The following is a 14,697-nucleotide window of genomic DNA, read 5'->3' as shown; positions in this document are numbered from 1 at the left end:
GCCCTCATGAGCCCTACCCCCGCCTTCTGGATGATCCCGTCCGCCCCGACGCCCGTCGGACCCTTCTCCCATGCCACCGAAACCGACGGCTGGGTGTTCCTCACAGGTCAGATGCCGACCTCGCCCACCGACGACAGCGCGCCGCTTCCGGACGGCGTCGTCGCGCAGACTCAACGGGTGATGGACAACCTCATACTCGTGCTGCAAGGCGTCGGTCTGACGCTGCAACACGTGGTCGCCGTGCGCATTTTCCTGACCGAGTTCAAGCGCGACTATGCGGTGATGAACGAGACCTACCGTGCCTACTTTCCCGCGGACAAACTGCCGGCGAGAACCTGCATCGGCGTCACTGCGCTCGCACGCGACGCGCTGGTCGAGATCGACTTCATCGCGAAACGTCCGGATTGACCGGCTACGACTGAAACGCCAATGACGATGGCATCGGCGATGGCAGAAACGCCAATCAATGCGTCGACGCTTCATCCAGCCCGAAGTGATCGCATATCGCCTCGTGCAGCGAGATCGCGCGTTCGTCCAGCTCGGTCGTCCAAGGTTCGCCGTTCTCGCATAGCCGTTGCAGTTCGCGGCATTGCTGCGCGAATCGCTGCTCCTGCACAACCAGGAACCCGCCGGCCGCGCTATGCGCCCAGCCGCCCAATGCTGCCCGGTCTTCCTGTTCGACAATCGCCAGCAGTCTCGGCAGGTCGTTTTGAAGATGCTCCTTGAGCATGGCCGTGTAACGCGACTTGTCGTCCGCGCTGAGCGTGTTCGCCAGGTCGGTGGCTGCGGTGGCTGCGGTGGCTGCCGCTGGAGTCGTTGCAGCCGTTTGCGCGGCTGTTGTTGAAGCCGGGGCCAGTGTCGCTGCTGTCGTCGATCCCGGCTCCGCGGAAGTCACCGCAAGCAGCGCCGCCTCCAACTCTCCCAGCGACGCCGGCTTCCCGACATACCCGGTAAAACCCCGCTCGCGCCAGCCTTCCTGCTGCTGGTTGTCGGTGACTGCGCTAAAAGCCAGCACGGGCAAGTCCGCATGCGCTTTGCGCAGTTCCGCCAGCAACGTATATCCATCCATCACGGGCATATGGATATCGGTCAGCACCACTTCGAAATGCCCCTGTTCGAATGCCGCCAGCGCTTGCCGCCCGTCGCCGGCAATCGTCGGCAGGCAGCCGAGCGCGTCGAGTTGCTCGACGATCAAGGTTTGGATCAGCGGATTGTCTTCGGCGACCAGTACCGTCAAGCCTTGCAAAGCCGGATTGGCTTCGGGGGGCGGCAATGCGGCAGAGGTCGGCGGCAGCGTCGCTGCGACATCGGTGACGCCCGCGGCCGCGAGATCGACCGCGGCCAGAATCGCCTTGCGGCTGAACTCCGTCACTTCGAGGACGCCGTCTCCACACGGAGCGGGACGATGCGGTCCGGTGCGCGTGATCCACACTACGCCGGCCGGGTGCACCGCACGCAACGCGGCAATCGCGTCGAGATCGTATTCGCCGGTGACCACCATCGCCTCCGGCCGGTTCACGCGCAACCACGCTTCTGCACTACGCATCGATACCACGGTATGAACAGACCACCCCACCAGATGCAAACCGCTGTCGATGATCTGCCCCGACTCGCGTTCCTGCGACACCACCAGCACACTGCCACGCCGAGCCGGCTCGACAAGCGGTTCGCGCAACTCATCTGGGGACGAAGCGAGCGGGATCGACACGCTGAACGCGCTGCCGACTCCCAGCACGCTCTCGACCGAAATATCGCCGCCCATCAACTCGCACAACCGCGCGCAGATCGACAAACCGAGGCCAGTGCCGCCATAGCGGCTCGACGTGCTTGCCTCGCCCTGCACAAACGGACTGAAGATGCGCGCAACCAGCGCCTGATCCATGCCGATCCCCGAATCGCAAACCCGGCAGATCAGAATCGGACGTCCTTGCAGATCGTCTTTCACTTCGGCATTCAGCGTGATCTTGCCGCACGAGGTGAATTTGAACGCATTGCTCAACAGGTTGTTGACGATCTGCGCGATGCGCGTGCGGTCGCCACGCAGCACCTGGTCGAGCGTCGGCGACAGATGTGCGTAAAAACGAATCGCGCGATCCGCCGTCATGGGCGCGTAGGAGAGCGCGATGTTCTCGAAGTCGTCCAAAGGGCGGAACGATTCGCTCACAAGCTTCATCTCGCCAGCATCGATTTTCGAAAAATCGAGGATGTCATTGACGATACGGCGCAGCGCATCAGCCGCGACATTCAACGCCGTGAGTCGCTGCGCGTGCGCTTCGAGTCCAGGCGTACGGGCGAACAATTCGAGGTTGCCAAGCAGCGCGTTCAGCGGCGTACGGATTTCATGGCTCATCGACGCGAAGAAATTCGAGCGAGTCCGCATCGTGATCTCGGCGGTCTGCTGCGCGAGCCGCAATTGCTGTTCGAGCGCGTGTTGTGCGGTGACATCGAGGATCGCGCAGAACAGCACGTCCTCGTCGGCGTAACGTGCCGGCGCGTAGGTGAACTGCAGAAACTGCGCTTGTGGAGAGGCGCTTTCGTCGGGCGCCGGTTGTGACGGCGGCTGTGGCTGCGGATGCGCTTCCGGCTGCATCGGCTGCGCAGGCGCGACAAAAGCGGCGATCCTCGCGAATGCCGTGATCGAAGGACCATCGGGCTTCAGTGCACGAATCTCATCGACGATATGCGGCGGCAAGCGACTACTGCCGGCTTCGATATGCAGCAACTCGTCGGCCAATGCATTGGCGATGATGATCGAATAGTCGCTCTGCCGGACGATGCACAAACCAACCGGCGTCGCGCTGACCAGAACGTGATTGATGGTTTCGCTTTCCAGCGCGCGCGACGCTTCCGCGAAGGTGCTGCGCATCAGGCGCAGCCCCCAGAATCGCGCCGCCAGTGCGATCCCCGCCAACACCAGCAGCGCGAGGCCGACAAGCGCGGCCAGTTGCCAACCGAGCGCGGCAATCAACTCGCGCCATGACAGATAGCTGACCAGCGAACCAAAGCCGGGCATCAACGGCTCACTCAGAATCACGCCATCGCGGGTGTAGCGATACGCATCGAATGACATATGCGCGACGGCGTCTTGCAGCCTGGCTGCAGTCTGCGCATCGACGGGCGGCGACGACACAATCACATGGCGATCCGCCGTCATCAGCAACTGTGTCCCGTCGTAGTCGGGCCGCGCGACGTGCGCCAATAGCCCGTCAAGCGGAATGCTCATTACGATCAATGTGGTCGGTGTATCGCCGGCATAGTAGGCGCTCACCGTGGAGATGACCGGCACGCCTTGCAGCGGATCGCGATAGGGACCGAGCCAGATCCGCTGGCCCTTGCCGGGCATACGCGTGCCGGTTTGCGCCTGCAGTTCCTGTTCGAGGGTCTCACGCAACGTGCTCATGATCGCCGGCTGCAAAGCCGGCGCAGCCGTTACACCGCCATCGGCACCCGAATTGGCAACGGGTTGAGCGAGCGAAGGCAGAATCGCGGCGTAGTCTTCGGTCAGCCCGAGCAGGATCGCCCGTTGCGGCAGCTCGAACGCCTGCTGCGTCACTAGCGTCGACTGTGCCGCTTCGTAGATACGCCACAGGTTCGCGCCGAATTGCGGCCCCCATGCCGCGCGCGCGGCGTCGCCGACCAGCAGGTCGAATTGCGCGTTGACCCTTGGCACCGTACCGCGTGCGACGCCGCTCACGCGCACCGCGTCCTCGACGCTTGCCGGCACGCGCAGCACGTTGTCGGTGCCGTGATAGTAGGCGAGCGTGAATTCGGCCCGCCGCATGAACGATTCCTGCCGATGCAGGAGCCGCGAGAGGTCGGCCGCGCTCTGGGACGCGAACGTTCGCCGGTATTCGAGTTGCTTGTCCGCGGCAAGGACGGCCAGCAGCAGCGCAAAGATCACCACGATCAGCATCAGCGAAGCGATCGTCGCGAGGTACAACCGTTGTTGGCGCTTCGCGCTATGCGCCAGCGACGCGAATGCGTGCGCCAATGATTCCTGCGTACGGTCGAGGATCTTTTGCATCAGCTGGCAAAGTTAGCGTAGGTCGCGCACGCAGAGCGCTGCGGCTCGGAGGAGCACGGAACACGTCTGCAGCCCTTTACCGGCGCAGTGTAGCGCTTTTGATAACAGCACGCGAAGCATCCGGCACCGATTTTCGCGGCCACTCGGAGCGCAGGCAAGCGTTCGACCAGGCAGCGAGCCGCGTGTCGTCAACCGTCGTTGAAGTGGCGAATGCCGGCGGAAGATTTGACATTAATCTGATAGATCGGCGTTACTCCCACCTCGACAGTCCGGAATTGACGCATCAGGATGCAAACGTCAGCGCCCAATTAGTTGCAAGGGCAGGCTGACCCGAGTAACAACGGCGTTTAGCAGCCCGTCCTCCCAAAGGACGGGCTATTTTTTTCGCCGCCTGTTTTTCTCATCGCGCCCGCCTTAACCGACGCGCGCGTCAACACCGTGACAGGCGGGGAGAGAAGGGCTGCACCGTCACGGGGCACGAAAAATGCAGCCGTCGGCGCGGAGAGTCGCGTTAAACTGATTGTCACAGTCGGGCGTCACCGCTCGCATTGCCCGGCGGGCCTCGCCAGCCATTGGCCAATGCGGCGTAGCGCGGCGTCCCGGCAAGCAGATAGGTGGCGGGCGGATTCCCCACGTGAGCGCCGTACGAAAGACGGCGCGCCAACCTGCCCGTACAATGGTTCGATCAACAACGGAACAAGGACAACCTCGATGCGCACTACCGGGTCCTCCGGGTCAATGGCCCTGCTCACCGAATACGACGACGCAACGGCGCGCGAACTTCGCTCGCTGCGCCTCGAATCGACAGAAGACGGCAAAGGCATTCTTCTGGTCGAGGTCGATGAGCGCAAGCCAGGCATTCACCGCGAAGTGCGCTACGAAATCACGCCTGCCGAACTGATTGCTGCCATTCGCGCGCATGGCGCGGAATTGCCGGGCGAACAGCACAATCATCGTCAATAAAGCTGTCACGCATGCTATTGCGCTTACGCGCGAATGCCGTGCGCCGTTTCTGCACCGCCGCCTTTGGTTTGCGTACAGCAATAATGGCCTACGGGCATCCGTAGGCCATTATTCGTCACTTGCTTGCCGCGAAAGCATCAATCCGTTCGCTTTGTTCCATTCGCGCTTCTATTCCGCGCCTTTAACCCGCTGGCAAGCGACACTCGCGCATTTAACGCGCTAATAACCTGACGCATTTCCGGACATTTGCACGTCTTGAAAATGCGTCCATAATCCTTACATACCCCGTTGCTTTCCCTACCTGCGCCGTGCCCGAAAGGGCTGCGGATGTAAGCCGATGCTACATGATCTCGTCGAGCAATATGGACCGGCGCTCGTCTTCGTCAACGTGCTGGCCGCCTCACTCGGGCTGCCGGTGCCGGCGATGCCGTCGCTCGTGCTGTTCGGGGCGATGGCGGCCATGCATCCCGGGTCGGTGGGCACGCAACTGATGCCGGTCCTGGTGTTGTCGATCTTCGCCACGCTGATCGGCGACAGTGCCTGGTATCTTGCCGGCCGTATGTATGGCGGCAATACGCTGAAAACGATCTGCCGTCTTTCGTTGTCGCGCGACACCTGTGTAAAAAAGACCGAACGCTTTTTCGGTCGCTGGGGCGTGCGTGTGCTGGCAGTGGCGAAGTTCGTGCCGGGCCTGTCGATCGTGTCGATTCCAATGGCCGGCGCGATGGGCACGCGCTACCGCACGTTTCTCACCTACGACAGCATCGGCGCCGCCTTGTGGTCGGGTACCGGTTTGATCATCGGCGCGCTGTTCGCCCGGCAGATCGATATGCTGTTCGCCATGGCCGGACGCCTGGGGCGCACGGCCGCGCTGGTGGCCGTCGCGTTGCTGCTGCTGTATGCGGCTTATCGCTGGATTCGCCGGCGTCAGCTGATTTCCAAGCTCGCAACTCAGCGGATGGAAGTCGAGGAGCTGGCGGCGCTGGTCGCGTCCGGCAAAACGCCGGTACTGTTCGATATTCGCTCGCAGGAAAAGCGTGCGCTCGACCCGTTCGTGATTCCAGGTTCGCAATTCGCCGACGAGCGGCAGCTCGAGGAGATCGTCGCAACATACCCGCACGATCAGAAGGTGGTGATTTACTGTTCGTGCCCGAATGAAATATCCGCGGCATGGATGGCCAAACAGATGAACGAAGCCGGCTTCGCCGACGTGCTGCCGTTACGCGGTGGTATGGAAGCCTGGCGCGACTCGGGCAAAGCGGTGGACGCGCTGCCCGGCATGCCGCCGCCCGACGTGGCGGTCGGCGACGAAATCGCGCCAAAGGCCGTGTAGCGCAGCAGCGCATTCATATCGGCGCCCTTGTGCGCCCGCGCCGCTTCGCCCCCCGTGTCGATCATTCAGGATGAACACAGAAGGAGCGGTTCAATGCTGTCGACTCAAGAAGTTGAAGGGCAACAGGCCGTCGTCGCCGACGCGCCGTTTTCGTCGCTTGCGACGCGCATGCATCAGATGTTCCCCGAACTCACGTGCGCAGAAATCGATCGTCTGCGCCGGTTCGGCGAAGTGGGCCACTGGGAAGCCGGTGAGCTGCTGTTCGAGACCGGCTACACCGGTCCCGGCATGTTCGTGCTGCTGGAAGGGCGCGTGAAGGTTTATCAGCGCGATGGCATTGGGCGCGAGGTTTTGATTGCGGAACATGGCGCCAAGCATTTTCTCGCGGAAGTCGGTCAGCTGTCCGGGCGGCCCGCGCTGGTGAACGGCATGGCCGTCACCCCGGTCGACGCTTTGCTGATTCCGCCGGACAAGCTGCGCGCGTTGATCGTCGCCGAGGCCGAACTGGGCGAGCGCATCATGCGGGCGCTGATCCTGCGGCGCGTGTCGTTGATCGAAAAGGGTGCGGGTGGCCCGATCCTGATCGGCAACAGCAGCGACGCACGGCTCGTCATGCTGCAAGGTTTCCTGTCGCGTAACGGCCATCCTCACTCGGTGATCGACGAGCGCGACGAAGACGCGCTGCGTCTGATCGAGCAATTCGCCGCGCAGAAAGAAGACATGCCGCTGGTGATCTGCCCGGACGGCACAGTGCTGCGTCATCCGAGCATGCCTGAACTCGCCACCTGCCTCGGCTTGCTGCCCGATCTCGATGATTCGCATGTGTACGATGTCGCGATCGTCGGCGCCGGGCCGGCCGGCCTCGCCACGGCCGTGTACGCGGCGTCCGAAGGCCTCTCGGTTATCGTGCTCGACAGCCGTGCGCCAGGCGGCCAGGCAGGCGCCAGTTCGCGGATCGAAAACTATCTCGGCTTTCCGACCGGTATCTCCGGCCAGGCGCTGGCGGGCCGCGCGTTCGTGCAGGCGCAGAAATTCGGCGCGCACGTGGCGATTCCGGTCCACGTTAAGGCGCTGCATTGCGCGGAGTCGCCGTACCGGCTGGAACTCAAGTGCGGCGGCAAGATCACGGCCCGCACCATCGTGATCGCGAGCGGCGCGGTCTATCGGCGCCCTGCGCTCGAAGGGCTCGACCGTTTCGATGGCCGCGGCGTGTATTACTGGGCGTCGCCAGTCGAGGCCAAGCTGTGCAAACGCCAGGAGATCGTGCTGGTGGGCGGCGGCAATTCGGCGGGCCAGGCAATCGTCTATCTGGCGACCCACGCGGCCAAGGTCCATGTGCTGATCCGCCGGGGCGGCTTTGAAGCCACCATGTCGCGCTATCTGATCGACCGCATCCGTTCGTTGCCGAATGTGTTCGTGCATCCGCATTCGGAGGTCGGCCGGCTCGAGGCGGACGACATCGGGTTGTCATCGGTCGTGCTGAAGAAGCCGCTACCGGACGGCACCGCAAGCCTCGATACGCGCCATCTGTTTCTGTTCACCGGCGCTGATCCGAATACCGATTGGTTGCGCACCTGCGGCGTGGAACTGGACGACAAGGGCTTCGTGCTGACCGGCGCCGGCGTGGACGGCGCCTCCGTCTGCGATCTCGCTACAACGGTCGAAGGCGTGTATGCGATCGGCGACGCGCGCGCCGGATCGACAAAACGCGTCGCGGCGGCGGTTGGAGAAGGTGCGGCGGTGGTCGCGCAGATCCACCAGCTGCTGGCCGTTTCGGCGGGGGAAGCGGTCGCTTTGGGGGCCTGAACGCCCCCGGGGTAATCTGCTGTTACACACGCCTTCAACTGGTTGCACCTGCTTTTCTTTCTGTCTCGTAAGATTGTTGTCAGCCATTCGACAGCGAATGGCTGACTCTTTAGACCGCAATCTTGCATGGGACCGGAGTAAGTGCTCTCAAGCGCGCGAACTCTGGTCGACACAGGAGACAAGCATGATCCAACGTGCGATCGTTTTCGCCGCCATCAGCCTGGCTGCCGCCTGCGCATCGACCTCTGCCTTGGCTCGGGTAGACGTCGGCGTGTTCGTCAACACCCCCGGCCCCATTTATGCCCAGCCGCCCGTAGTTTATGCGCCGCCTCCGGTCGTTTATGCGCCGGTGCAGCCGGCCTATGGCTATGGGTATCGCGGCGATTACTACCGCGGGTATCGCGAGCGGCATGACCATGGCCGCCATCGCGGCTGGGATAAGCACCACAGACGCGACTGGTAATGTCCGTCGGCCACGGTGCGGAGTTGCGGCGCCGTTGTCATTGGGCTTACCGTGCCTCCCACGGCGCCATGCTCTGGTTGCGCACCACGCCGATTCGTCTGCCGTATTCGCGCTAAAGTAGCGGCTGCTGATCCAGGCCGGACCTTGCGTCCGCTCCTAATCCCGTGACCGACGCCCGCGTGAAGACTCTTCCGCTATCTGCCGCGCGCACCCTGCATCTGGCGGCGCAAGGTTTGTTGACTCCGCCGCGCCGTAAGGCCGTCAAAACCGACGTGCTCGACGCGATTCGCCGCATGGCGCAATTGCAGATCGACACGATCCACGTCGTCGCGCGCAGTCCGTATCTCGTGCTGTTCAGCCGGCTCGGCGCGTACCCGCAGCAATGGCTCGACGAGCATCTCGCCGAAGGCAAGCTGTTCGAATACTGGTCGCACGAAGCCTGTTTCGTCCCGATCGAAGACTATGGCCTGCTGCGCCATCGCATGCTCGACCCGAGCGATATGGGCTGGAAATACGCGGCCGAGTGGCACAAGAAATACCGCAAAGACATCGAGAAGCTGCTCGCGCATATCCGTGCAACAGGCCCCGTGCGTTCAGCAGACTTCGCGCGCGAGGCGGGCAAGGGCAACGGTTGGTGGGACTGGAAGCCGGAGAAGCGCCATCTGGAAGTGCTGTTCGCGATCGGGCAATTGATGGTGGCCGAGCGGCGCAATTTTCACCGCGTCTACGATCTGACCGAGCGCGTGTTGCCGGATTGGGACGACGCGCGCGACCTGCCGCCGCGGGAAACCGTCACCGAGGAAGCGTTGCGCCGCACCTGCCGCGCGCTCGGCGTCGTGCGCGCCGATTGGGTGGCCGATTACTATCGGCTGCCACGCCGCCCCTATCGCGACGAATTGCATGCGCTCGCCGATCGCGGTGAGCTGATCCCGGTTCAGGTGGAAGGCTGGAAGCAGGACACCTTCGTCCATCACGAATTCGCGCCGATGATCGACGAAGCAGCGAACGGCAAGCTCGCTTCAACCGTCACCACGGTGCTGTCGCCGTTCGATCCGGTGGTGTGGGATCGCAAGCGCGCTGCCGCGCTATTCGACTTCGACTATGCGATCGAATGCTACACACCGGCCGCGAAGCGCAAGTACGGTTATTTTGTGTTGCCGCTTTTGAGCCGGGGGCGCCTAGTCGGCCGCGTGGATGCGAAAGCGCATCGGACCACCGGCGTGTTCGAACTGAAATCGCTGCACATCGAACCCGGCGTGAAGCTTAGTGCGAGGCTAGCGGGCGATCTGCGCCGCGCTCTGCAACGCTGTGCGGACTGGCATGGCACGCCGCAATTGGAAATCGCATCCGCGCTGCCGGAATGGCTCGAGGCTTTGAGCGTAGACAGCAGGATGGAAGCTTAAGCTCGCGGCACAAGAGGCGGAATTAATGCAGCGCCGCCCACGCAAGCGACAAGGAAAACACGCCCAGCACGATCGACGCACCGCGCTGCATCTTCACCGGATTCAGCCAGGTGAGTTTGCCGCTGCCGAGCGCCGCGCCAAACGCGATCCACGCAAGCGCGATCGGCACCAGCAGGCAGGCGAACATCAACATTGCCGTGCCATACGCGGGCAGATGCGCGAACGCGACGGCGGGAAAGATCGTACCGGCGAACAACAGGCCTTTCGGATTGAGCAGCGTCGCCACGAATAGCGTGCGCATGCCGCTCGCCCGCTGCGTCGAATCGGGCAAAGCCACCGCCGCGCGCCACATATCGACGGCGAGATACGCGATGTACACACCAGCCGCCACGCGTAGCAGCGACGGCAACCACGGCAGCGCGTGCGCGGCTTGCGCGAGAAAATGCCCCCACACTGAAATCGACAGAAGATAGCCGGCGAGTTCAGCGACGATCAGCGGCAAAGAACGGCGCACGCCCTGACGCAAACCAGCAGCCGCAAGCAGCGTATTGGTCGGACCCGGCGTAATCAGCACGACGATAATGCCGATGGCCAGCAACGCGATAGCGGACGTGGAAAGCATAAAAAAGGCGCAATGTTGGAAACAATGCGCCTTTTTATCACAGAGAACCGCGCCGCCGAATTACAACGGCGATTCGTAAGGGCGAACCACGCCGCCCATAGGCGGCGCGCCCTTCGCCTTCAGTGGTCCAGTTTCGCACGCAATTCGCGAGCGGCTTCCAGCAGCCCCTCGTAACCCGAACGCGCGTGCTCCGGCAAATCCGGATCACCGACGAATGCGCCGAGCGTTTCGATCAGGCTATACAGAATGCCCTTTGCGGCACCGGAAGCAATGCTGCCGGACGACACCTGCTGATCCACGTGACTCAGCGCTGCATCGAGGTGTTCAAGGTCGGGCCGGTCGCCCGTGGGCGGCTGAGGCGTTACGTCTTGCGTCATGATGAAACTTCTCTCAGGTTGATGCATCAGTGAACAAAGCCATCCTTTCACGTTGTTATATACCGATCGTGCGCTGACGTCTATTCGTGCTCGGACTCAGTGCGATTCACACGATTCACGTCAAGGCGTCCACCGATACATCAGGATTTTCGCGCGCGCATCGTCTTCCAGCAGGACGACGTATTCGCCATTGGCGCGCTGCACCGCGCTGATGCCGAGATAGACATCCACCCAGCCGCTGGTGTTGCCGACGCTCGCGCCCGGCGTCATATAACCGACCGCCTGGCCCGTGCGCGCGTCGTACACGTCCACCTTCGCGGTGTACAACTCGGCGATAAAGACATAATTGCCCGCCACCGCGACGCCGACCGTTGTCGTCTGCGGACTGGTTTGCGTGTTCCATGGCAAGGAGACGGTGTATTGCTGCGTCGGTGTTCCGGAGCTCCAGTTGTCATAGCGCGCGAGCACCGGACCGGCCTCTTTCCAGTGCGTCGAATCCCACGGGATCGCACTCGTAAAGCCCGATATGTACATCGTGTCGGTCTCGGCGATGTAGACGATCCGCGCGATCCGTGTGAACGGTTGCGGCATCGCGAACATCTTCGAGCTCGCGTACGTGTAGATCGGATTGCCGGCCGAGTCGAGACCTTGCAGCGGCATTTCGCGGATGCCGCTCGTCGGCGTGGCGAGCCACACGTTGCCGGGCGTATCGACCCACCAGAAGCCGTTGCCGACCGTGCTGCCCGTCGATGGATTGCTGCTGATCTCGCTGGCGTCGACAGTGCCGTTGCCATTGCTGTCGCGCCATAACCATTCGCCGTAGGTAGGCTGCGCTTCGGGCCACGTGCCTGGCAGCGGATTTTGCGCCAGCAAGCCGGACGGAATCGCCATTTCCGCGTGTGCTGCGTCGAAGCGATAAACGTTCAGATAATGCGCGCCAGGATCGAGCGTATAGAGAAACGGCAGGCCGTTGATTCGCCGCACCATCGGCTCACCGCGCACACCGCGCGGCTCGTGAAAAGCGGGGTCGTCCGGATAATCGAAGCGGTCGAGCGTGAAGCCCGCATACGACCATTCGTGGCCGACCGGTTGGCTGTAATCGAGCGTGAAACGCTTCGAACCCGTGTAGACGGAATTCGGCGTTGCCGGATCGAACGCGGCGCTATCGACGAAAGTCAGCCCGTTCAGGCGCCAGTTGAGAGCATGCGTGCTGTACCCATAGCTCTCAAGCACCGCACCTTGCCCCACCGATGCCGAGCCGAGCGGCCGCGGCCCTTCACCATTCTGCGCGACATACAGATTGCCCGCCGGATCGAGACCGATACCCGTGATGCCGTTGAAGCGCCAGTTGCCTGGCACGCCCTTGAGCGCGTGGAAGATGCCGTTACGGGTGCCGATCGATGCGCCCGCTTGCGGCTGACCGCTAGCATTTTTGTTGTAGACGAGAATCTGCTGCGACGGTCCGTTGTCGGCGACGAGGATTTGTCCGGAAGGTGTAATCGCAATGTCGGTTGGCACTGCGCCGGCGGGCAACGTCAAGGTGCCTGAGAGCGCAGTGCCGTTGGCGGCGTAGTGAAGAATGCTTAGGTTTCCGGATGAAACACCGCTCATCACCCACAGTGTTGAATCCGTGTCGATTGCGATGCGTCCCGGCGAAGGCACGTTCCAAGATCGCAAACGCTGCATCGAGGCCGCGTCGAACACAAGGATGCGGCTGTTGATGGTATCCGCGACATACAGTTCGGTATCGGTGGCCGCCATGCCGCGAATGCCCGCATCGGTACCAGTCGTCACCGTGTTCAGCAGCAGGAAGCTGTTCTTCGTCGCGTTGGCGCTATTGCCGATGCCACCCGTGAAAGGCGCGCCCGCTGCCAGATTGGCAAGCGTGCGGCGCGTCACACCGAACCATGTCTGGTTCGCCGGTGGATAGTCGGCGCCGACCAATCCATTGCTCTCATTGCCGATCGACATCGCCGCGTACAGGTAGGTATGGTTCGTCGCGACCGCATCGCCGCCGGCGGCGCCCCAGCCATGCGTCGAACCGGCCACGGCGATCTTGTCGCCCGCACGGTATGCGGCGATTTCGCTACCGCTTTCATCCCAGGGGGCGTTGGTATAAACGGTGCCGTCGGCGCCGACGCTGATCGCCTGAATGTCCTGCTGCATCCACTTGCCATCGCCGAAACCAAAGCTATTGCCGATCCACGACGTGGTGTAGGTGAGTTGCGATTGCGCGGATGCACTGAGAGGAAGGAGACTATGGACGACAAGAACTGCCACGCCAAGGCGAGACGAGAATTTCACGACGGGTTTTCCTTGCGAGATGCGAAGCGCGCACGGCCGGCGTGTGCGGCGCGCTATCGCCTGTATGCGGATCGACTAGCTATCGCACATACATGAACGTTGTTGGCGTTTTATCCTCGCATGGAAAAAGCGGAAATTTATTCGCAAAAAATTCGCGGTAAGCAGTTAATCGCCTAAACAATTCGAAGCGCATAAACATGCGCTGTAATGCAGCGCTATTTGCTCTTGAGCTTCACGCGATAGGTACAGCGCCGCGCGCCGGCGAGCACATGCTCCTCGCGTTCAATCGATCCTTCCTCACCGACAATCTCCGCGAACAACTGCAACTCTGTGCGGCAAAAGCCCTGGCAGGTGCGCGCCGCCGCTGGCCGATCCGCCGTTGTGGCCGGTGCTGGATACGCAGCGTCTAAACGACTTCAATACGGCGTCACACTAAACCCTTCGACGTGCGAATACGTCTTGAAGCGCATTAACGCGCCTCAACCCGCCTGCGCGAATTCTTCTGCCACTGCCGCAATCAGCACCTGCATCCGCGCGCTCTTGTAGAGATCGGCGTGCGCGACCACCCAGACATCGAAGGGCTCCGCGCGATGCGGCATCACGCGCACCAGCTCCGGTTCGTAGTCGGCGCGAAAACATGCCAGCTCGGCGATACCGAAGCCGGCAAGGACAGCCTCGAACAGCATCGCAGTCGATTGCGTCTGGAACACGAGACGCCCGCGCGAAGTCGGCTCACCGCACAACGCCGCCCGCATCGACGGCGAGGCCGGCTGTTGATACATCACCAGATCGTGCCCATCGAACGCCTCGCCTTCCCGCGGCTCGCCGCGTGCCGCAACGTATTCGCGCGACGCGTAAATACCGACCTCCAATTGCGCGAGCTTGCGCGCGATCAGGTCGGGTGCGTCGGGCCGCAACGTGCGGATCGCCACGTCGGCTTCGCGCCGCGTCAGATTGGCGATCTGCGCGGACGTCACGCAGATGATCTCGATGCCCGGATGGGCCCGCCGTACCTTGGCGATGGCCGGCACGACGAAGCGTTTGCCGAGCGAATCCGTTGTGGCGACGCGGATCGTGCCGGCCAGCTGATCGTCGAGTCCGGCAATTCGCCGTTCGATCGACAAGGCAGCCTGCTCCATCGTCTCGGCCGCCCCGAGCAGGGCTTCGCCGGCAGGCGTCAGCACGAACAAGGCGGGGGTGCGCAGAAACAGCGTCGTCGAAAGCGTTTCTTCGAGCGCCGCGATCCGTCGGCCGACCGTTGCCTGATCGACATCGAGTTGCGCCGCCGCGCCGCGCAGCGTACCTGTGCGCGCCACGGCGAGAAAAAATCGTGCGTTGTCCCAGTTGATCATTGGCTGCGCTGTCCGTCATGCATATTTGCATCATACACATGCGCAATCAC

At 62.6% G+C, this 14,697-nt stretch carries 11 protein-coding genes; 6 read left to right on the top strand and 5 right to left on the bottom strand.

The window, feature by feature from the left end:
• Positions 1–6: 6 nt before the first annotated feature.
• Positions 7–408: a RidA family protein gene (locus M0D68_RS04675; protein WP_093634385.1), complete on the top strand. Its 402-nt coding sequence runs from the start codon at positions 7–9 to the stop codon at positions 406–408.
• Positions 409–463: 55 nt separating this feature from the next.
• Here M0D68_RS04675 and M0D68_RS04670 read toward each other — a convergent pair whose 3' ends face one another.
• Entirely contained in the window at positions 464–4,024 is a 3,561-nt protein-coding gene (locus M0D68_RS04670) for an ATP-binding protein (RefSeq protein WP_266223890.1), read from the bottom strand.
• Positions 4,025–4,735: 711 nt separating this feature from the next.
• Here M0D68_RS04670 and M0D68_RS04665 point away from each other — a divergent pair.
• The 5 genes from M0D68_RS04665 to M0D68_RS04645 all read left to right on the top strand — a co-directional run bounded on the left by M0D68_RS04665 (position 4,736) and on the right by M0D68_RS04645 (position 9,992).
• Positions 4,736–4,987 (top strand): hypothetical protein, encoded by a 252-nt coding sequence (locus tag M0D68_RS04665; protein ID WP_035560791.1) that lies wholly within the window; start codon positions 4,736–4,738, stop codon positions 4,985–4,987.
• Between the two features lie 337 nt (positions 4,988–5,324).
• The gene (locus M0D68_RS04660) at positions 5,325–6,320 is read left to right on the top strand and encodes a DedA family protein/thiosulfate sulfurtransferase GlpE (protein ID WP_093634383.1); all 996 of its coding nucleotides are present in this window, start codon (positions 5,325–5,327) and stop codon (positions 6,318–6,320) included.
• Positions 6,321–6,413: 93 nt separating this feature from the next.
• Positions 6,414–8,126 (top strand): FAD-dependent oxidoreductase, encoded by a 1,713-nt coding sequence (locus M0D68_RS04655; protein WP_093634382.1) that lies wholly within the window; start codon positions 6,414–6,416, stop codon positions 8,124–8,126.
• A gap of 184 nt (positions 8,127–8,310) precedes the next feature.
• Entirely contained in the window at positions 8,311–8,589 is a 279-nt protein-coding gene (locus tag M0D68_RS04650) for a hypothetical protein (RefSeq protein WP_093634381.1), read from the top strand.
• Between the two features lie 179 nt (positions 8,590–8,768).
• Positions 8,769–9,992 carry a winged helix-turn-helix domain-containing protein gene (locus M0D68_RS04645; RefSeq protein WP_200652317.1) on the top strand — a complete coding sequence of 408 codons (1,224 nt, stop codon included), beginning with the start codon at positions 8,769–8,771 and terminating at the stop codon, positions 9,990–9,992.
• A 22-nt stretch (positions 9,993–10,014) separates the two neighbouring features.
• Here the strand turns inward: M0D68_RS04645 and M0D68_RS04640 are convergent, their stop codons facing one another.
• The 4 genes from M0D68_RS04640 to M0D68_RS04620 form a co-directional block, all read right to left on the bottom strand.
• Positions 10,015–10,614, bottom strand: a complete 600-nt coding sequence (locus tag M0D68_RS04640) for a LysE family translocator (protein ID WP_200652318.1) — start codon at positions 10,612–10,614, stop codon at positions 10,015–10,017.
• Between the two features lie 119 nt (positions 10,615–10,733).
• Positions 10,734–10,991, bottom strand: a complete 258-nt coding sequence (locus M0D68_RS04635) for a hypothetical protein (protein WP_093634450.1) — start codon at positions 10,989–10,991, stop codon at positions 10,734–10,736.
• A 120-nt stretch (positions 10,992–11,111) separates the two neighbouring features.
• Positions 11,112–13,295: a hypothetical protein gene (locus M0D68_RS04630; RefSeq protein WP_266223889.1), complete on the bottom strand. Its 2,184-nt coding sequence runs from the start codon at positions 13,293–13,295 to the stop codon at positions 11,112–11,114.
• A 479-nt stretch (positions 13,296–13,774) separates the two neighbouring features.
• On the bottom strand, positions 13,775–14,644 hold the full coding sequence (locus M0D68_RS04620) for a LysR family transcriptional regulator (protein WP_266223976.1): 870 nt from the start codon (positions 14,642–14,644) through the stop codon (positions 13,775–13,777).
• Positions 14,645–14,697: the final 53 nt, after the last annotated feature.

The sequence above is a fragment of the Paraburkholderia sp. SEWSISQ10-3 4 genome (assembly GCF_030464785.1).
Classification (GTDB): domain Bacteria; phylum Pseudomonadota; class Gammaproteobacteria; order Burkholderiales; family Burkholderiaceae; genus Paraburkholderia; species Paraburkholderia aspalathi.
This window is presented reverse-complemented; position numbering and strand designations above follow the sequence as displayed.